This is a genomic window from Allobosea sp. RIT-PG3_2, assembly GCF_057321085.1.
The window spans coordinates 36,153-54,968 of record NZ_JBXWCA010000005.1 but is presented as its reverse complement, the minus strand read 5'-3'; the positions used below and the strand labels follow the sequence as shown (position 1 = coordinate 54,968).

At 64.6% G+C, this 18,816-nt stretch carries 16 protein-coding genes; all 16 read right to left on the bottom strand.

Annotated features, from left to right (window positions below):
- Window positions 1-2: 2 nt before the first annotated feature.
- Window positions 3-734, bottom strand: a complete 732-nt coding sequence (gene rpsC / locus AC2FAN_RS15905) for a 30S ribosomal protein S3 (protein ID WP_485175308.1) — start codon at window positions 732-734, stop codon at window positions 3-5.
- Window positions 735-744: 10 nt separating this feature from the next.
- Window positions 745-1,125, bottom strand: a complete 381-nt coding sequence (rplV, locus tag AC2FAN_RS15900) for a 50S ribosomal protein L22 (RefSeq protein ID WP_265053780.1) — start codon at window positions 1,123-1,125, stop codon at window positions 745-747.
- A 3-nt stretch (window positions 1,126-1,128) separates the two neighbouring features.
- Window positions 1,129-1,407, bottom strand: a complete 279-nt coding sequence (gene rpsS / locus AC2FAN_RS15895) for a 30S ribosomal protein S19 (RefSeq protein WP_055730182.1) — start codon at window positions 1,405-1,407, stop codon at window positions 1,129-1,131.
- Between the two features lie 8 nt (window positions 1,408-1,415).
- Window positions 1,416-2,258 (bottom strand): 50S ribosomal protein L2, encoded by an 843-nt coding sequence (gene rplB / locus AC2FAN_RS15890; protein ID WP_265053781.1) that lies wholly within the window; start codon window positions 2,256-2,258, stop codon window positions 1,416-1,418.
- A gap of 16 nt (window positions 2,259-2,274) precedes the next feature.
- Window positions 2,275-2,583 carry a 50S ribosomal protein L23 gene (locus AC2FAN_RS15885; protein WP_265053782.1) on the bottom strand — a complete coding sequence of 103 codons (309 nt, stop codon included), beginning with the start codon at window positions 2,581-2,583 and terminating at the stop codon, window positions 2,275-2,277.
- Window positions 2,580-3,200: a 50S ribosomal protein L4 gene (gene rplD, locus AC2FAN_RS15880; RefSeq protein ID WP_265053783.1), complete on the bottom strand. Its 621-nt coding sequence runs from the start codon at window positions 3,198-3,200 to the stop codon at window positions 2,580-2,582. The genes AC2FAN_RS15885 and rplD overlap by 4 nt, the downstream gene beginning before the upstream one ends.
- Window positions 3,200-3,928, bottom strand: coding sequence for a 50S ribosomal protein L3 (rplC, locus tag AC2FAN_RS15875; RefSeq protein ID WP_265053784.1), 729 nt, complete (start codon window positions 3,926-3,928; stop codon window positions 3,200-3,202). The genes rplD and rplC overlap by 1 nt, the downstream gene beginning before the upstream one ends.
- Window positions 3,929-3,998: 70 nt before the next feature.
- On the bottom strand, window positions 3,999-4,307 hold the full coding sequence (gene rpsJ / locus AC2FAN_RS15870) for a 30S ribosomal protein S10 (protein ID WP_043237115.1): 309 nt from the start codon (window positions 4,305-4,307) through the stop codon (window positions 3,999-4,001).
- 67 nt (window positions 4,308-4,374) lie between these two features.
- Entirely contained in the window at window positions 4,375-5,565 is a 1,191-nt protein-coding gene (tuf, locus tag AC2FAN_RS15865) for an elongation factor Tu (RefSeq protein ID WP_265053785.1), read from the bottom strand.
- A gap of 50 nt (window positions 5,566-5,615) precedes the next feature.
- The gene (gene fusA, locus AC2FAN_RS15860; RefSeq protein ID WP_265053786.1) at window positions 5,616-7,691 is read right to left on the bottom strand and encodes an elongation factor G; all 2,076 of its coding nucleotides are present in this window, start codon (window positions 7,689-7,691) and stop codon (window positions 5,616-5,618) included.
- Between the two features lie 33 nt (window positions 7,692-7,724).
- On the bottom strand, window positions 7,725-8,195 hold the full coding sequence (rpsG, locus tag AC2FAN_RS15855) for a 30S ribosomal protein S7 (RefSeq protein WP_061966717.1): 471 nt from the start codon (window positions 8,193-8,195) through the stop codon (window positions 7,725-7,727).
- 72 nt (window positions 8,196-8,267) lie between these two features.
- The gene (gene rpsL / locus AC2FAN_RS15850) at window positions 8,268-8,639 is read right to left on the bottom strand and encodes a 30S ribosomal protein S12 (RefSeq protein WP_038358286.1); all 372 of its coding nucleotides are present in this window, start codon (window positions 8,637-8,639) and stop codon (window positions 8,268-8,270) included.
- 433 nt (window positions 8,640-9,072) lie between these two features.
- Complete coding sequence (gene rpoC, locus AC2FAN_RS15845; protein WP_265053787.1) at window positions 9,073-13,257, bottom strand: DNA-directed RNA polymerase subunit beta'; 4,185 nt, start codon at window positions 13,255-13,257, stop codon at window positions 9,073-9,075.
- A 108-nt stretch (window positions 13,258-13,365) separates the two neighbouring features.
- Window positions 13,366-17,487 carry a DNA-directed RNA polymerase subunit beta gene (gene rpoB / locus AC2FAN_RS15840; RefSeq protein WP_485175303.1) on the bottom strand — a complete coding sequence of 1,374 codons (4,122 nt, stop codon included), beginning with the start codon at window positions 17,485-17,487 and terminating at the stop codon, window positions 13,366-13,368.
- 253 nt (window positions 17,488-17,740) lie between these two features.
- Window positions 17,741-18,121, bottom strand: a complete 381-nt coding sequence (gene rplL / locus AC2FAN_RS15835) for a 50S ribosomal protein L7/L12 (RefSeq protein WP_265053789.1) — start codon at window positions 18,119-18,121, stop codon at window positions 17,741-17,743.
- 52 nt (window positions 18,122-18,173) lie between these two features.
- A complete protein-coding gene (gene rplJ / locus AC2FAN_RS15830; RefSeq protein WP_265053790.1) occupies window positions 18,174-18,689 on the bottom strand; it encodes a 50S ribosomal protein L10 in 516 nt (171 codons plus the stop codon).
- Window positions 18,690-18,816: the final 127 nt, after the last annotated feature.

Below are 18,816 nucleotides of genomic sequence, written 5' to 3'. Positions count from 1 at the left end.
CCTTACGCAGCCTGCTCGCGACGATCGCGATCGCGATGATCGCGGTCACGGCCGCCGGAACGGCCGCCCTCGTCGGAGAGGCGCTTGTCCTGGGCCATCGGGTCGTGTTCCAGGATCTCGCCCTTGAAGATCCAGACCTTGATGCCGCACGTCCCGTAGGTCGTGAAAGCGGTGGCGACGCCGTAGTCGACGTCGGCGCGCAGCGTATGCAGCGGCACGCGGCCCTCACGGTACCATTCGAGGCGGGCGATCTCGGCGCCGCCGAGACGGCCCGAGCAGTTGATGCGGATGCCCTCGGCGCCCAGACGCATCGCCGACTGCACGGCGCGCTTCATGGCGCGACGGAAGGCGACGCGGCGCTCGAGCTGCTGCGCGATCGAGTCGGCGACCAGCGTGGCGTCGATCTCGGGCTTGCGCACCTCGACGATGTTGATCGTGACATCGGCCTTGGTGAGGTTCGAGACCACCTTGCGGAGCTTCTCGATATCCGCACCCTTCTTGCCGATCACCACGCCCGGACGCGCCGAGTGGATGGTGACGCGGCACTTCTTGTGCGGACGCTCGATGATGATCTTCGAGACGGCGGCCTGCTTCAGCAGCTTCATGAGGGCGGCGCGGATGGCCATGTCCTCATGCAGCAGCTTGCCGTACTCGCCCTTGCTCGCGAACCAGCGCGAATCCCAGGTGCGATTGATGCCGAGGCGAAGGCCGATCGGATTGATTTTCTGACCCATCGTTCTCTCCTCAGGCCTGCGCAGCCTGCTCGCGCACCACGATCGTGATGTTCGAGAACGGCTTCATGATACGGGCGCCACGGCCGCGGGCGCGGGCGTGGAAGCGCTTCATCACGAGCGCCTTGCCGACGAAGGCCTGGGCAACGACGAGATCGTCGACGTCGAGATCATGATTGTTCTCGGCGTTGGCGATCGCGCTCTGCAGGCACTTGCGAACGTCGTTCGCGATGCGCTTGCGCGAGAACTCGAGATCGGCGAGAGCCGTCGCGACCTTCTTGCCACGGATCAGCTGAGCGACGAGGTTCAGCTTCTGCGGCGAGACGCGAAGGTTGCGGGCAATCGCAATCGCTTCGTTGTCCGGCAGCGCACGGGGGGCTGATGCTTTACCCATGGCTTACTTCCTCTTCGCCTTCTTGTCGGCAGCGTGGCCGTGGAAGGTGCGCGTCGGCGAGAACTCGCCGAACTTGTGGCCCACCATCTCCTCGGACACGGACACCGGCACATGCTTCTGGCCGTTGTAAACGCCGAACGTCAGACCGACGAACTGCGGCAGGATCGTGGAGCGTCGGCTCCAGATCTTGATAACTTCATTGCGGCCCGAGGTCCTGGCGACCTCGGCCTTCTTCAGGAGGTATCCGTCGACAAACGGACCTTTCCAAAGCGAACGCGCCATGACGGACCTCAGTTCTTCTTCTTGCGGGCGTGACGGCTCGACACGATGAACGTATCGGTCCGCTTGTTCGAGCGGGTCTTCTTGCCCTTGGTCGGCAGACCCCAGGGCGTAACCGGGTGACGGCCGCCCGAGGTCCGGCCTTCACCACCGCCGTGCGGATGGTCGACCGGGTTCATCGAGACGCCGCGGTTATGCGGACGGCGGCCAAGCCAGCGAGAGCGACCGGCCTTGCCGTCGTTCCGGTTCATGTGATCCGGGTTCGAGACGGCGCCGACCGTGGCGTAGCACTGGCCCGAGATCAGGCGCTGCTCGCCGGAGTTCAGGCGAACGATGACGTAGCCCTGGTCGCGGCCGACGATCTGGGCGTAGTTGCCGGCCGAACGGGCCAGAGCGCCACCCTTGCCGATCTTGAGTTCGACGTTGTGGACGATCGTGCCGATCGGCAGCGAACCCATCGGGGCCGCGTTGCCGGGCTTCACGTCGACCGACTCACCCGAGATGACCGTGTCGCCGACAGCCAGGCGCTGCGGCGCCAGGATGTAGGCCTGCTCGCCGTCCTGATACTTGATCAGGGCGATGAAGGCCGTGCGGTTCGGATCGTACTCGAGCCGCTCGACGGTCGCCGGGATGCCGTCCTTGCCGCGACGCTTGAAGTCGACGAGGCGAAGCGTGCGCTTGTGGCCACCGCCGCGGAAGCGGACGGTGATGCGGCCGAGGTTGTTACGGCCGCCCGAGGAGCTCTTGCCCTCGGTCAGCACCTTGACCGGCTTGCCCTTGTAGAGCTCGCTGCGGTCGACGATCACGAGCTGGCGAAGGCTCGGCGTGATCGGCTTGAAGTGTTTCAAAGCCATGATGGCGATCCTTCCCTCAGAGGCCCGTGGTCACGTCGATCGAGTGGCCCTCTTCGAGGGTCACAACGGCCTTCTTGACGTCCGAGCGCTGGCCGAGGCGGCCACGGAAGACCTTGACCTTGCCTTCGGTGACGATCGTGTTGACGCTCTTGACCTTGACGTCGAAGAGCTTCTCGATCGCCGCCTTGATCTGCGGCTTGGTCGCGGTGCGCGCAACCTTGAAGACGACCTTGTTGTGCTCGGAGAGCATCGTCGCCTTCTCGGTGATGACCGGCGCCACGATCACATCGTAGTGGCGCGGGTCCAGATTCTTGGACTGGCTCATTTGAAGCGCGCCTCCAGCGCATCGACAGCCGCGCGCGTCAGGACGAGCTTGTCGCGACGCAGGATGTCATAGACGTTGATGCCCTGGACCGGCAGCACGTCGACATTCGGGATCGAGCGGGCAGCCAGGCCGAAGTTGGTATCGATCTCGGCGCCGCCGACGATCAGCGCGCTCGACAGGTCGAGCTTGCCGAAATGGCCGAGTAGCACCTTGGTCTTCGGCTCGTCGAGCTTCACGTCGTCGATGACGATGATGCCGGCGTCCTTGGCCTTGGCCGAGAGCGCATGGCGCAGGGCGAGCGCACGGACCTTCTTGGGAAGATCGTGAGTGTGGTCGCGCAGCACGGGGCCGAAGGCCTTGCCGCCGCCGCGGAACTGCGGAGCCGAAGCCGCGCCGTGGCGAGCGCCGCCGGTGCCCTTCTGCTTGTAGATCTTCTTGCGGGTGCGATCGACTTCCGAGCGGCCCTTGGACTTGTGAGTCCCGGCGCGACGCTTGGCGAGCTGATAGCGGACCATGCGGGCGAGCAGATCGGCGCGCGGCTCGAGGCCGAACACCTCATCCGACAGCTCGACCGAACCGGCCGACTTGCCCTCGAGAGTGGTGATATCGAACTTCATCACGCGTTCTCCTCAGCCTGGGCCGCAGGAGCCTCGTCCGCCTTGGCCTCGCCGGAAACCTTGAACTTGCCCGGCAGCGGCGCATCCTTCGGCAGGGCGCGCTTGATGGCGTCGCGGACATGGATCCAGCCGCCGGCGACGCCGGGAACGGCGCCCTCGACGAGGATCAGGCCACGCTCGGCATCCGTCTGGACGACGCGCAGGTTCTGCGTGGTGACGCGCTCGGCGCCGAGATGGCCCGGCATCTTCTTGTTCTTGAAGGTCTTGCCCGGATCCTGGCGGCCACCGGTCGAACCGATCGAACGGTGCGAGACCGAGACGCCGTGCGTGGCGCGCAGACCGCCGAAGTTCCAGCGCTTCATACCGCCGGCGAAGCCCTTGCCGGTGGTGGTGCCGGAGACGTCGACGAACTGGCCGACGACGAAGTGGTCCGCGGTCAGCTCGGCGCCGACGGGGATCAGGGCGTCATCGCTGACGCGGAACTCGACCACCTTGCGCTTCGGCTCGACCGTGGCGACCGCGAAATGACCGCGCTCCGCCTTCGAGACATTCTTCACCTTCGCCGTGCCGGAGCCCAGCTGCACGGCGACGTAGCCGTTCTTCTCTTTCGTGCGATGCGCGACAACCTGGCAGCTGTCGAGCTTCAGCACGGTGACCGGGATATGTTCGCCGGCATCGGTGAAGATGCGGGTCATCCCGACTTTCTGTGCAATCACACCGGAACGCATCGGTGCATACCTTCCCTTGGGGTCATGTCCATCCGGCGGAACCGGAAACAGAGGACCCGTTCAAATCGGATCAGAGCTTGATTTCGACGTCGACGCCGGCGGCGAGATCGAGCTTCATGAGGGCGTCGACCGTCTGCGGGGTCGGGTCGACGATGTCGAGAACCCGCTTGTGGGTCCGCATCTCAAACTGCTCGCGCGACTTCTTGTCGATGTGCGGCGAGCGGTTGACGGTGAACTTCTCGATGAGCGTGGGCAGCGGAATCGGCCCGCGGACCTGAGCGCCCGTCCGCTTCGCGGTCGACACGATCTCGCGCGTGGACGCGTCGAGGATGCGGTGGTCGAACGCCTTGAGGCGGATCCGAATGTTCTGACCGTTCATGGTCTTGTTTCTCCGTGACGTGAAAAGGCGAAAGCCCCTGCAGGGCCTTCGCCCTCACGCAAACGCGTTACGCGATGATGCTGGCGACGACGCCGGCGCCGACGGTACGTCCGCCTTCGCGGATGGCGAAGCGCAGCTTCTCTTCCATCGCGATCGGGGCGATCAGCGTCACCTCCATCGAGATGTTGTCGCCCGGCATCACCATCTCCGTGCCCTCGGGCAGCGTCACCACGCCGGTCACGTCCGTCGTGCGGAAGTAGAACTGCGGGCGGTAGTTGGTGAAGAACGGCGTGTGACGGCCACCCTCTTCCTTCGTCAGGATGTAGGCCTCGGCCTTGAACTTCGTGTGCGGCTTCACCGAGCCCGGCTTGCACAGCACCTGGCCGCGCTCGACGTCCTCGCGCTTCGTGCCGCGCAGCAGCGCGCCGATGTTGTCGCCAGCCTGGCCCTGGTCCAGCAGCTTGCGGAACATCTCGACGCCCGTCACCGTCGTCTTGACCGTGTCCTTCAGACCGACGATCTCGATTTCCTCGCCGACCTTGACGATGCCGCGCTCGACGCGGCCGGTCACCACCGTGCCGCGGCCCGAGATCGAGAACACGTCCTCGACCGGCATCAGGAACGGCTGGTCGATCGGACGCTCAGGCTGCGGGATGTAGTCGTCGACCGTCTTCATCAGCGCCAGCACCGCGTCATGGCCGATCTCCGGCGTGACGTTGTCCAGAGCGGCCTTGGCCGAGCCCTTGGTGATCGGGATGTCGTCGCCCGGGAAGTCGTACTTCGACAGAAGCTCGCGGATCTCCATCTCGACCAGCTCGAGCAGCTCGGCGTCGTCGACCAGGTCGACCTTGTTCATGAACACCACCAGCGCGGGAACGCCGACCTGGCGCGCCAGCAGGATGTGCTCGCGGGTCTGCGGCATCGGGCCGTCGGCCGCCGACACGACCAGGATCGCGCCGTCCATCTGCGCCGCGCCCGTGATCATGTTCTTCACATAGTCGGCGTGGCCGGGGCAGTCGACATGCGCATAGTGGCGGGCCGGGGTCTCGTACTCGACGTGCGCCGTCGAGATCGTGATGCCGCGGGCCTTCTCCTCAGGCGCCTTGTCGATCTGGTCATACGCCGTGAACGACGCACCGCCGGTCTCCGCCAGAACCTTCGTGATCGCAGCCGTCAAAGACGTCTTGCCATGGTCAACGTGACCAATCGTGCCAATGTTGCAGTGCGGCTTCGTACGAGCGAATTTCTCTTTGGCCATCGTAGCCTCCGTCAGATCTTGTTCAAACGTTCAGTCGGTTCGGTGCGGGTTCAGGCGTACTTGGCCTGGACCTCGGCGGCGACTGCCGACGGCACCTGCTCATAATGGTCGAACTGCATCGTGTAGTTCGCGCGACCTTGCGAGAACGAACGCAGCTGGTTGACGTAGCCGAACATGTTCGCCAGCGGCACCATCGCGTTGATCACGACGGCGTTGCCGCGCATGTCCTGGCCCTGGATCTGGCCACGACGCGAGTTCAGGTCGCCGATGACCGAGCCGGTATAGTCTTCCGGGGTCACGACTTCGACCTTCATGATCGGCTCGAGCAGCACGGAGCCGCCCTTCTGCAGACCTTCGCGCAGCGCCGCACGGGATGCGATTTCGAAGGCGAGAGCCGACGAGTCGACCTCGTGGAAGGCGCCGTCGATCAGCGTGACCTTGACGTCCACCACCGGGAAGCCGGCAAGAACGCCCGAGCCGATGACCGAGTTCAGGCCCTTCTCGACGCCGGGGATATACTCCTTCGGCACCGAGCCGCCGACGACCTTCGACTCGAACTCGAAGCCCTTGCCGGTCTCGTTCGGCTCGATGACGAGCTTGACGCGGGCGAACTGGCCCGTGCCGCCGGTCTGCTTCTTGTGGGTGTAGTCGATCTCGGCCTTCTTGGTCAGCGTCTCGCGATAGGCAACTTGCGGCGCGCCGATGTTGGCATCGACCTTGTAGGTGCGCTTCAGGATGTCGACCTTGATGTCGAGATGGAGCTCGCCCATGCCCTTCAGGATGGTCTGGCCGCTCTCCTGGTCGGTCGACACGCGGAAGGACGGATCCTCGTTCGCGAGCTTCGACAGGGCGAGGCCCAGCTTCTCCTGGTCGGCCTTGGACTTCGGCTCGATCGCGATCGTGATGACCGGCTCGGGGAACTCCATGCGCTCCAGGATGACCGCGTGGGCGGGATCGCAGAGCGTGTCGCCGGTGCGGACGTCCTTGAGGCCGGCCAGGGCGACGATGTCGCCGGCATAAGCCTCCTTGATGTCCTCACGGTTGTTCGCATGCATCAGGAGCATGCGACCGACGCGCTCCTTCTTGTCGCGGGTCGAGTTGATGACGCCCTGGCCGGCTTCGACCTTGCCCGAATAGATACGGCAGAAGGTGATCGTGCCGACGAAGGGGTCGTCCATGATCTTGAAGGCGAGCATCGCGAACGGATCTTCGTCCGTCGGATTGCGGGTGGTCGGCTCTTCGGTCTTGAAGTCGATGCCTTCGACCGCGCCGCGATCGACCGGCGACGGCAGGAAGTCGACGACGGCATCGAGCAGGGGCTGCACGCCCTTGTTCTTGAAGGCCGAGCCACAGAGGACAGGGTGGAACGCGCGGCGCTGGACGGCCGTACGCACCAGGCGGCGCAGGGTATCGGCGTCCGGCTCGGTGCCGTCGAGGTAAGCTTCCATCGCGGCGTCGTCCATGTCGACGGCGGCCTCGATGAGCTTGCCACGATACTCAGTGGCCTTGTCGAGCAGATCGGCAGGGATATCCTTCTCTTCGAAGGACGCACCCAGCGCCTCGCCGTTCCAGACGATCGCCTTCATCTTGATGAGGTCGATGACGCCGGCGAAGTTCGACTCCGAACCGATCGGAATCTGCAGGCAGACGGGCTTTCCGGCGACGCGGTCGATGATGTCCTGGACGCAGCGATAGAAATCGGCGCCGATCTTGTCCATCTTGTTGACGAACACGACGCGCGGCACGTCGTACTTGTCGGCCTGACGCCAGACGGTCTCGGTCTGGGGCTCGACGCCCTGGTTGCCGTCGAGAACGCAGACGGCGCCGTCGAGCACACGCAGCGAACGCTCGACTTCGATCGTGAAATCGACGTGGCCGGGGGTGTCGATGATGTTCAGGCGATGGTCGCGCCACAGGCAGGTCGTCGCAGCGGAGGTGATCGTGATGCCACGCTCCTGCTCCTGCGTCATCCAGTCCATGGTCGCAGCGCCGTCATGGACTTCGCCGATCTTATGCGACTTGCCGGTGTAGAAAAGGATACGCTCGGTCGTCGTCGTCTTGCCCGCATCAATGTGGGCCATGATGCCGAAGTTGCGATAACGGTCGATGGGATGGGAACGGGCCATGATCGTGCTCTGTCTCTCAGGAAACCGCGCCGCTTACCAGCGGTAGTGCGAGAAGGCGCGGTTGGCTTCCGCCATCCGGTGCGTGTCTTCGCGCTTCTTGACGGCATTGCCGCGGTTGTTGGCGGCGTCCATCAGCTCGGCCGACAGGCGCTCCACCATGGTCTTATCGTTACGGCCGCGAGCAGCCGTGATCAGCCAGCGGATCGCCAGCGCCTGACGGCGCTCGGTGCGAACCTCGACCGGAACCTGATAGGTCGCGCCGCCGACGCGGCGGGAACGGACCTCGATCGCCGGAGCGACGTTCTCGAGCGCCGACTTGAAGACACCGAGCGGCTCGCTCTTGGTCTTGGCCTCGATGATGTCGAAGGCACCGTAGACGATCCGCTCGGCGGTCGACTTCTTACCTTCGTACATCACGGAGTTCATGAACTTCGTGACGACGATATCACCGAACTTCGGGTCCGGGATAACTTCGCGCTTTTCGGCACTGTGGCGGCGGGACATCGTCTAGTCTCCGGTCAAATCTTCAACGCGGCGGATCGGCCTGGGCTCATTGCCCGGCCGATCGGGCCGAAATTACTTGGGACGCTTGGCGCCGTACTTCGAACGGCGCTGCTTGCGGTTCTTGACGCCCTGCGTGTCGAGCACGCCGCGCAGGATGTGATAGCGCACGCCGGGAAGGTCCTTCACGCGGCCGCCACGGATCATGACGACAGAGTGCTCCTGAAGGTTGTGGCCTTCACCCGGAATGTAGCCGATCACCTCGAAGCCGTTGGTCAGGCGAACCTTGGCGACCTTGCGGAGCGCCGAGTTCGGCTTCTTCGGGGTCGTCGTATAGACGCGCGTGCAAACGCCGCGCTTCTGCGGGCAAGACTCGAGCGCCGGAGCGGTGTTACGCGCCTTCACGGGCGACCGCGGCTTGCGGATGAGCTGGCTGATTGTCGGCATTCTGGCCTCTCGCCCCACTGAGCGTTTGGAAATTCGATTTCCCAGACTGAACAAAGCCACGGCATAAACGAAGCCGCGCCATCGGCGCCCTTCTCGGGGCCTCAGGCGCGTTCGCCAGCAGAGGAACACAGGACGGATCCCGCATTCATGCATCTTGCCATGTCGTCATTCGACGCTGGAATTCCGACGGAGTTTCGGTCGCGAAACTCGCTTGCGAACTTCAGCGCAAGCGACAAACGTGTCCGACAGCCGTCGACAGTGGCGCGCTTATGACTCAAGGAAAGATTCGCGTCAACCCCGAAACGGCCGAAAAGGCCGGGCTTTCGCGGCGTTCGGACCAGTTCGGCCCTTGGCTGCCCTTCCACGAAACAAAAAGGCCGCCCGGGAGGGGCGGCCTTTCCGATGATTACCGACGTTCGGTAGCGGCCGGGGCTTACTCTGCCGCCGGAAGCACCGCTGCAGCCTGGGCAGCGGCCTTCGCCGCCGCATCGGCCTTCTGGCCGACGATGAGATCGTCGCGACGCGTGGCCACCTGCTTGATGCGGGCGACCTGGGCGCCGGTGCCGGCCGGGATGAGCGAGCCGACGATGACGTTCTCCTTGAGGCCTTCGAGCATGTCGGACTTGCCGTTGACCGCCGCCTCGGTGAGGACGCGGGTGGTCTCCTGGAACGACGCAGCCGAGATGAACGAGCGGGTCTGCAGCGAGGCCTTGGTGATGCCGAGCAAGACCGGCACGCCGGAAGCCGGCTTCTTGCCCTCCTCGCGCAGCTTCGTGTTGACCTCTTCCAGCTCGATACGGTCGATCTGGTCGCCGGTCAGGATGTCGCTGTCTCCGGACTCCGTGATCTCGACCTTCTGCAGCATCTGCCGGACGATGACCTCGATGTGCTTGTCGTTGATGCCGACGCCCTGGAGGCGATAGACCTCCTGGATCTCGTTCACCAGATAAGCCGCCAGCTCCTCGACGCCCTTGATCGCCAGGATGTCGTGCGGGGCCGGGTTACCGTCGAGGATGTAGTCGCCGACCTCCACGACGTCGCCGTCCTGGAGATGGATGTGCTTGCCCTTCGGGATCAGGTACTCGACCCCGTCGGAACCGTCATGCGGCGTCAGCGTGACGCGACGCTTGTTCTTGTAGTCCTTGCCGAAGCCGATGACGCCCGACTTCTCGGCGATGATCGCCGCGTCCTTCGGACGACGCGCCTCGAAAAGTTCCGCGACGCGCGGCAGACCGCCGGTGATGTCGCGGGTCTTGGCCGAGTCGGTCGAGACACGCGCCAGCACGTCGCCGGCCTTAATCGAGTGGCCCGGCTCCACCGAGATGATGCCGTCGACAGGCAGGATGTAGCGGGCATCGCCACCACGGGCGAGCTTCGCGATCTTGCCGTCCGTGCCCGTGATCGTCATCGCGGGCTTGAGGTCGGCCGTACGGGCCGAGCCGCGCCAGTCGATCACGACGCGCTTCGAGATGCCGGTCGCCTCGTCGGTCGTCTCGGTCATCGACATGCCGTCCACGAGATCCTCGTAGCCGACCTTGCCGTCCACCTCGGCCAGGATCGGGCGGGAATAGGGATCCCACTCGATCAGACGCTGGCCGCGCTTGACCTTGTCGCCCTCGTCGACCCGCAGCTTCGAGCCGAACTGGACGCGGTGCACGGCGCGCTCGGCGCCGTCCGGGCCGACGATCACGATGGCGATGTTGCGCGCCATGGCGATGAGGTCGCCGTCCGAGTTCCGCGCGACGTTGCGGTTACGCATCTTGACCGTGCCTTCGAAGTTCGACTCGACGAAGGACTGGTCGGCGATGGTGGCCGCGCCGCCGATGTGGAAGGTGCGCATGGTGAGCTGCGTACCCGGCTCACCGATCGACTGCGCCGCGATGACGCCGACGGCCTCACCCATGTTGACGGGCGTGCCACGGGCCAGATCGCGCCCATAGCAGGTCGCGCAGACGCCATTCTTGGTCGCGCAGGTGAGAACCGAGCGGATCTTCACCTCCTGGACGCCGGCGGCGTTGATCTTCTCGATATGGCTCTCCTCGATCATCGTGCCCTTCGGCACGAGAACGTTGCCATCGATGTCGGTCACGTCCTCAGCCGCGGAGCGGCCCAGGATGCGCACGCCGAGCGAGGCGACAACCTGGCCGGCATCGACGATGGCGCGCATCTTGATGCCGTTTTCGGAGCCGCAATCGACCTCGGAGATGATCGCGTCCTGCGCCACGTCGACGAGACGGCGGGTCAGATAGCCGGAGTTGGCCGTCTTGAGCGCCGTATCGGCGAGGCCCTTGCGGGCGCCGTGGGTCGAGTTGAAGTACTCGAGAACGTCGAGGCCTTCCTTGAAGTTCGAGATGATCGGCGACTCGATGATCTCGCCCGACGGCTTGGCCATCAGGCCGCGCATGGCGGCGAGCTGGCGCATCTGCGCCGGCGAACCACGGGCGCCCGAGTGCGACATCATGTAGATCGAGTTGATCTGCTTGTCGCGGCCGGTCTCGTCCTTCTGGACGGTCGAGATGCGGGCCATCATCTCCTGGGCGAGCTTGTCGGAGCACTTCGCCCAGGCGTCGACGACCTTGTTGTACTTCTCGCCCTGCGTGATCAGGCCGTCCTGGTACTGCTGCTCGTAGTCCTTGGCGAGCGCGCGGGTCGTGTCGACGATCTGCCACTTGTTCTCCGGCACGACCATGTCGTCCTTGCCGAAGGAGATGCCGGCCTTGAAGGCGTGCTTGAAGCCGAGCCCCATGACGCGGTCGCAGAAGATCACCGATTCCTTCTGACCGCAGCCGCGATAAACGGCGTCGATCATTCCGGAGATTTCCTTCTTCGTCATCAGCTTGTTGACGACGTCGAAGGACACGGCCGGATGATCCGGCAGCGCGGTCGAGAGGATCACGCGGCCCGGCGTGGTCTCGTAGATCTTGGTATACGGCTTGCCGTCCTGGCCGGTGCCGGTCCAGCGGTATCTGATCTTCGAATGCAGCGTCACGACCTTCTCGTGCAGCGCATGCTCGAGCTCGCCCAGATCACCGAAGACCTTGCCCTGGCCGGGCTCGCCGTCCGAGACGATCGAGAGGTAGTAGAGGCCGAGCACGATGTCCTGCGACGGCACGATGATCGGCTGGCCGTTCGCCGGGTGCAGGATGTTGTTGGTCGACATCATCAGCACGCGCGCTTCGAGCTGCGCCTCGAGCGACAGCGGGACGTGCACGGCCATCTGGTCGCCGTCGAAGTCCGCGTTGAAGGCGGCGCAGACCAGCGGGTGAAGCTGGATCGCCTTGCCCTCGATCAGCACGGGCTCGAAGGCCTGGATGCCAAGGCGGTGCAGCGTCGGCGCGCGGTTCAGCATCACCGGATGCTCGCGGATGACCTCGTCCAGGATATCCCAGACCTCCGGCTTCTCCTTCTCGACGAGCTTCTTGGCCTGCTTGACCGTGGTCGAGTAGCCCTTGGCGTCGAGGCGAGCATAGATGAACGGCTTGAACAGCTCGAGCGCCATCTTCTTCGGCAGGCCGCACTGGTGGAGCTTCATCTCCGGTCCGACGACGATGACCGAGCGGCCGGAATAGTCGACGCGCTTGCCGAGCAGATTCTGGCGGAAGCGGCCCTGCTTGCCCTTCAGCATGTCGGCGAGCGACTTCAGCGGGCGCTTGTTGGCACCCGTGATGACGCGGCCGCGGCGGCCGTTGTCGAACAGGGCGTCGACCGACTCCTGCAGCATCCGCTTCTCGTTGCGGATGATGATGTCCGGCGCGCGCAGCTCGATCAGCCGCTTCAGGCGGTTGTTGCGGTTGATGACGCGGCGATAGAGGTCGTTCAGGTCGGAGGTCGCGAAGCGGCCGCCGTCGAGCGGCACGAGAGGACGCAGATCCGGCGGGATGACCGGAATCACGGTCATCACCATCCATTCCGGCTTGTTGCCCGACTCCTGGAAGGCCTCGATGATCTTGAGGCGCTTCATCAGCTTCTTGGGCTTCAGCTCCGACGTCGTCGTCGCGATCTCATGCTTGAGATCGGCGTTGATCTGGTCGAGGTCGAGCGCGCGCAGCATCTCGCGGATCGCTTCCGCGCCGATCATGGCGGTGAAGGTGTCGGCGCCATACTCCTCCTGGCAGCGGACATACTCCTCCTCCGACAGAAGCTGACGGTCCTTGAGCGGGGTCAGGCCCGGCTCGATGACGACGTAGCTTTCGAAGTAGAGGATGCGCTCCAGGTCCTTGAGCGGCATATCCATCAGCAGGCCGATGCGCGAGGGCAGCGACTTCAGGAACCAGATATGCGCGACCGGGGCGGCCAGCTCGATATGGCCCATGCGCTCGCGCCGGACGCGGGCCAGCGTGACTTCGACGCCGCACTTCTCGCAGATGACGCCCTTGAACTTCATGCGCTTGTACTTGCCGCACAGGCACTCGTAGTCCTTGATCGGCCCGAAGATGCGCGCGCAGAACAGGCCGTCACGCTCAGGCTTGAACGTGCGGTAGTTGATGGTCTCCGGCTTTTTGATCTCGCCATAGGACCAGGACAGAATCTTCTCCGGGCTCGCGATCGAGATCTTGATCGCGTCGAAGGCCTGCTGCACCGGCTGCTGGCCGAAAAGGTTCATGACCTCTTGCTTCATCGCCTGTCTCCTTCCGCCGGCGGGGGCTAAGGCCGCCCTGCCCGGCTGGTAAATTCCGAAGGCCGGCGGCGTGAGTGCCGCCGGCAATGTTCAAGGCTCGGTCGCGGCTTATTCGGCCGCTTCGGCGGGCGGCAACTCGCCCGGCTTCACCTTGTTATTGATCAGCTCGACGTTGAGGCCGAGCGAACGCATCTCCTTGACGAGCACGTTGAAGCTCTCGGGGATGCCCGCTTCGAAGTTGTCCTCGCCGCGCACGATCGACTCGTAGACCTTCGTGCGGCCCGCGACGTCGTCCGACTTCACCGTCAGCATCTCCTGCAGCGTGTAGGCGGCACCGTACGCTTCGAGCGCCCAGACCTCCATCTCGCCGAAGCGCTGGCCGCCGAACTGCGCCTTGCCGCCCAGCGGCTGCTGAGTGACGAGCGAGTACGGACCGATCGAACGCGCGTGGATCTTGTCGTCCACGAGGTGGTGCAGCTTCAGCATGTAGATGTAGCCCATGGTGACCTTGCGGTCGAAGGGCTCACCGGTGCGGCCGTCATAGAGCGTCGACTGACCCGACGAGTGCAGGCCGGCCTGCTCCAGAAGCCGCTCGATATCGGCTTCCTTCGCACCGTTGAAGACCGGCGTCGCCACCGGCACGCCACGGCGCAGGTTCTGACCCATCTCGACGAGTTCGTTCTCGTCCATCGAGGCGATGATCTCGTTGTCCTCGTAGACGGCATCGAACGAAGCCTTCAGCGCCTTGAAGTCGTTCGACTTCTTGTAGGCGTCGAGCGCCTTGCCGATCTGCTTGCCGAGACCGGCGGCGGCCCAACCCAGATGCGTCTCCAGGATCTGGCCGACGTTCATGCGCGAGGGCACGCCGAGCGGGTTCAGCACGATGTCGGCATGGGTGCCGTCCTCGAGGAACGGCATGTCCTCCACCGGCACGATGCGCGAGACCACTCCCTTGTTGCCGTGACGGCCGGCCATCTTGTCGCCCGGCTGGATCTTGCGCTTCACCGCGACGAAGACCTTGACCATCTTCATCACGCCCGGAGGCAGTTCGTCGCCGCGCTGCAGCTTCTCGACCTTGTCGAGGAAGCGCTGCTCGAGGCGCTTCTTCGACTCGTCGTACTGCTTCCGCATCGCCTCGATCTCGGTCATCAGCGAGTCTTCGGCGGTGGCGAACAGCCACCACTGCGAACGCGGGAACTCGCTCATCACCTCGCGGGTGATGACCGTGTCCTTCTTGAAGCCCTTCGGGCCGGCAAGGCCGGTCTTCCCGGTCAGGATCTCCGCCAGACGCGCGAAGGTGTTGCGGTCCAGGATCGCCTGCTCGTCGTCGCGGTCCTTGGCGAGACGCTCGATTTCCTCGCGCTCGATCGCCTGGGCGCGCTCGTCCTTGTCGACGCCGTGGCGGTTGAACACGCGGACCTCGACGATCGTGCCCTGCACGCCGGGCGGAACCCGGAGCGAGGTGTCGCGGACGTCCGAGGCCTTCTCGCCGAAGATCGCGCGCAGCAGCTTCTCTTCCGGCGTCATCGGGCTCTCGCCCTTCGGCGTGATCTTGCCGACGAGGATGTCGCCAGCCGCCACTTCGGCGCCGATATAGACGATGCCGGCTTCGTCGAGGTTCTTCAGCGCCTCTTCCGAAACGTTCGGAATGTCGCGCGTGATCTCCTCCGGGCCGAGCTTGGTGTCGCGGGCCATGACCTCGAACTCCTCGATATGGATCGAGGTGAAGACGTCCTGGGACACGATGTTCTCGGAGAGAAGGATCGAATCCTCGAAGTTGTAGCCGTTCCACGGCATGAACGCGACGAGCACGTTGCGGCCGAGCGCGAGCTCGCCGAACTCGGTCGACGGGCCGTCCGCGACGATGTCACCCTTCTTGATGATGTCGCCGACGCGCACCAGCGGGCGCTGCGTGATGCAGGTCGACTGGTTGGAGCGCTGGAACTTCTGCAGACGGTAGATGTCGACGCCCGGCTTGGTCGGGTCCATCTCGTCGGAAGCGCGGATGACGATACGGGTCGCGTCGACCTGATCGACGATGCCGCCGCGGCGGGCCGCGATGGCAGCGCCCGAGTCGCGGGCAACGACCGCTTCCATGCCGGTGCCGACGAAAGGCGCGTCGGCGCGAACCAGCGGCACCGCCTGGCGCTGCATGTTCGAGCCCATCAGCGCGCGGTTGGCGTCGTCGTTCTCGAGGAACGGGATCAGCGCCGCGGCGACCGAGACGAGCTGCTTCGGCGACACGTCCTGGAAGTCGACCTTGTCGACCGGCGTGACGATGACTTCGCCGGCGCGGCGGCAGACGATCAGGTCGTCGGTGAGGCGGCCTTCCTTGTCGACGGCGGCATTCGCCTGGGCGACGTTGTACTTCGCCTCTTCCATCGCCGAGAGATAGATCACCTCGTCCGTGACCTTGCCGTCGCGGATGCGGCGATACGGGCTCTCGATGAAGCCGTACTTGTTCACCCGCGCGAAGGTGGCAAGCGAGTTGATCAGGCCGATGTTCGGGCCTTCCGGCGTCTCGATCGGGCAGATGCGGCCGTAATGCGTCGGGTGCACGTCGCGCACCTCGAAGCCGGCGCGCTCGCGGGTCAGACCACCCGGGCCAAGCGCCGAAAGGCGACGCTTGTGAGTGACTTCCGAGAGCGGGTTCGTCTGGTCCATGAACTGCGAGAGCTGCGAGGAACCGAAGAACTCGCGCACGGCGGCAGCCGCCGGCTTGGCGTTGATCAGGTCCTGCGGCATCACGGTGTCGATGTCGACCGACGACATGCGCTCCTTGATGGCGCGCTCCATGCGCAGCAGGCCCAGACGGTACTGGTTCTCCATCAGCTCGCCGACCGAGCGGACGCGACGGTTGCCGAGATGGTCGATGTCGTCGATCTCGCCCTTGCCGTCGCGCAGGTCGACCAGCGCCTTGACGACCGCGAAGATGTCCTCCTTGCGCAGGATGCGCACGGTGTCCTCGGCGTCGAGGTCGAGGCGCATGTTCATCTTCACGCGGCCGACGGCCGAGAGGTCGTAGCGCTCCGGATCGAAGAACAGCGACTGGAACATGTTCTCAGCCGTCTCGAGCGTCGGCGGCTCGCCCGGACGCATCACGCGGTAGATGTCGAACAGGGCTTCCTCGCGGCGCGAGTTCTTGTCGACGTTCAGCGTGTTGCGGATGTAGGGGCCGACCGTGATGTGGTCGATGTCGAGCACCGGGATCTCGTCGAAGCCGTCATCGGTCAGCTGCTTCAGCAGCTTCTCGGTGATCTCCTCGCCGGCCTCGGCATAGACTTCGCCCGACGCCGGATTGACCAGGTCCTCGGCGATGTACTGCGTATAGAGATCCTCGTCCTGCGCGCGCAGGAACTTCAGGCCCTTCTCGGCGAGCTGGCGGGCGGTGCGGGCGACGAGCTTCTTGCCGGCCTCGACCACGACCTCGCCGGTTTCGGCGTCGATCAGGTCCTCATTGGCCTTGAAGCCCTTCATGCGCTCCGCGTCGTAGGGAACGCGCCAGCCCTTGGGGTCCTTGGTGTAGGTGATGTGGTTGTAGAAGCGGTTGAGGATCTCCTCGCCGTCCATGCCGAGCGCGAACAGCAGCGAGGTGACCGGGATCTTACGCTTCCGGTCGATGCGGGCGTAGACGATGTCCTTGGCGTCGAACTCGATGTCGAGCCAGGAACCGCGATACGGGATGATGCGCGCGGCGAAGAGCAGCTTGCCCGAGGAGTGGGTCTTGCCCTTGTCGTGATCAAAGAACACGCCCGGCGAACGATGCATCTGCGAGACGATGACGCGCTCGGTGCCGTTGACGATGAAGGTGCCGTTATCCGTCATGAGCGGCATGTCGCCCATGTAGACATCCTGCTCCTTGATGTCCTTGACGGACTTCGCCTGGGTGTCGGGATCGATATCGAACACGATCAGGCGCAGCGTCACCTTGAGCGGCGCCGAGAAGGTCATGCCGCGCTGGCGGCACTCGTCGACGTCGTATTTCGGCGGCTCGAAGGTGTACTTCACGAACTCCAGCAGCGAAGCGCCGGAAAAATCGCCGATCGGGAAGACCGACTTGAAGACGGACTGCAATCCCTCGTCGGCCCGGCCGCCCTTGGGTTCGTCGACCATCAGGAACTGGTCATAGGACGCCTTCTGAACCTCGATGAGGTTCGGCATCTGCGCCACTTCCTTGAGTTTGCCGAAGAACTTGCGGACGCGCCTGCGACCCTGGAGCGAATTGACCATGTTGTTCCTCGCAATCTCTTCGGACGGCTCACCCGGTGGTCCGTGGCGACAGCCCCAAGGCCGCCGGGTGAGCCGTTCGGCGCTGCATCGCGCCGACCTGCATTTCCATCGGAGCTACGTCGCAAGGTTGCGACAGGCTCCAACAACAACTCCCGCGCACTAGCGCGGAAACGACGCAACAGCCCCGGAGGCGTAGCCCGCCCCGGGACTGTCGATAGTGACTACGGTCGGACCGGCATCAGCCGGCCCTAGCTCACTTGAGCTCGACCTTGGCGCCGACGGCCTCGAGCTGCTTCTTGAGCTTCTCGGCCTCGTCCTTGCCGACCGACTCCTTGACCGGCTTCGGGGCGCCTTCGACCAGATCCTTGGCTTCCTTGAGGCCCAGGCCGGTGATGGCGCGGACTTCCTTGATCACCTCGATCTTCTTGTCGCCGGCCGCGGCCAGGACAACGGTGAACTCGGTCTGCTCTTCGACAGCGGCGGCGGCAGCGCCACCAGCGGCCGGGCCAGCGGCAACCGCGACGGCGGCGGCAGCGGAAACGCCCCACTTCTCTTCGAGGAGCTTCGCGAGCTCGGCGGCCTCGAGAACGGTGAGCGACGACAGCTCGTCGACGAGCTTGGTAAGATCAGCCATTTTGGGTTCCTACGTGTAAGAGGTTCGAACGATATCGGGATCAGCAGGCCGTTCAGGCCGCATCCTTGTCGGCATATGCCTGGAACACCCGCGCGAGCTTCGCAGCCGGCGCAGTCGAGAGCTGCGCAAGCTTCGTGGCCGGGGCCTGGATGAGGCCGACCAACTTGGCGCGCAATTCGTCGAGCGAGGGCATCGTGGCCAGAGCCTTGACACCATCGGGGTTCAGGGCGGTCGTGCCCATCGCGCCGCCCAGGATGACGAGCTTGTCGTTCTCCTTGGCGAAAGCGGTGGCGACCTTCGGCGCCGCGACCGGATCGTTTGAATAAGCGATCAGGGTGGGACCCGTCAGCAGATTGCTGATGGACGCGACGTCGGTGCCTTCAAGAGCGATCTTGGCCAGCCGGTTCTTTGCGACCTTAACAGTGGCGCCATTCGCCTTCATCTCGCGACGAAGCTTCTGGAACTGGGCCACGGTCAAGCCCGCATAGTGGGCCACGACGACGACCGACGTGTTCGCAAACACATCGTTCAGCGACGCGACGGCATCTTTTTTTGCCGTTTTATCCACTGGGCTCTCTCCGGTAGGCGGCAGGCTTTCGAGGGCTTGCCGCCGGTTGCACGTGTCGCTTCCTGGAACCCCGGTTGACACCGGCGTCCCGCGAAGCGACGCTTGGTGCCCTGTCCCCGCTCCCGAA

Excerpts from the sequence above, each read along its gene's own strand:
- rpsC (WP_485175308.1), bottom strand. The coding sequence starts at position 734 with ATGGGTCAGAAAATCAATCCGATCGGCCTTCGCCTCGGCATCAATCGC.
- rplV (WP_265053780.1), bottom strand. The coding sequence starts at position 1,125 with ATGGGTAAAGCATCAGCCCCCCGTGCGCTGCCGGACAACGAAGCGATT.
- rpsS (WP_055730182.1), bottom strand. The coding sequence starts at position 1,407 with ATGGCGCGTTCGCTTTGGAAAGGTCCGTTTGTCGACGGATACCTCCTG.
- rplB (WP_265053781.1), bottom strand. The coding sequence starts at position 2,258 with ATGGCTTTGAAACACTTCAAGCCGATCACGCCGAGCCTTCGCCAGCTC.
- AC2FAN_RS15885 (WP_265053782.1), bottom strand. The coding sequence starts at position 2,583 with ATGAGCCAGTCCAAGAATCTGGACCCGCGCCACTACGATGTGATCGTG.
- rplD (WP_265053783.1), bottom strand. The coding sequence starts at position 3,200 with ATGAAGTTCGATATCACCACTCTCGAGGGCAAGTCGGCCGGTTCGGTC.
- rplC (WP_265053784.1), bottom strand. The coding sequence starts at position 3,928 with ATGCGTTCCGGTGTGATTGCACAGAAAGTCGGGATGACCCGCATCTTC.
- rpsJ (WP_043237115.1), bottom strand. The coding sequence starts at position 4,307 with ATGAACGGTCAGAACATTCGGATCCGCCTCAAGGCGTTCGACCACCGC.
- tuf (WP_265053785.1), bottom strand. The coding sequence starts at position 5,565 with ATGGCCAAAGAGAAATTCGCTCGTACGAAGCCGCACTGCAACATTGGC.
- fusA (WP_265053786.1), bottom strand. The coding sequence starts at position 7,691 with ATGGCCCGTTCCCATCCCATCGACCGTTATCGCAACTTCGGCATCATG.
- rpsG (WP_061966717.1), bottom strand. The coding sequence starts at position 8,195 with ATGTCCCGCCGCCACAGTGCCGAAAAGCGCGAAGTTATCCCGGACCCG.
- rpsL (WP_038358286.1), bottom strand. The coding sequence starts at position 8,639 with ATGCCGACAATCAGCCAGCTCATCCGCAAGCCGCGGTCGCCCGTGAAG.
- rpoC (WP_265053787.1), bottom strand. The coding sequence starts at position 13,257 with ATGAAGCAAGAGGTCATGAACCTTTTCGGCCAGCAGCCGGTGCAGCAG.
- rpoB (WP_485175303.1), bottom strand. The coding sequence starts at position 17,487 with ATGGTCAATTCGCTCCAGGGTCGCAGGCGCGTCCGCAAGTTCTTCGGC.
- rplL (WP_265053789.1), bottom strand. The coding sequence starts at position 18,121 with ATGGCTGATCTTACCAAGCTCGTCGACGAGCTGTCGTCGCTCACCGTT.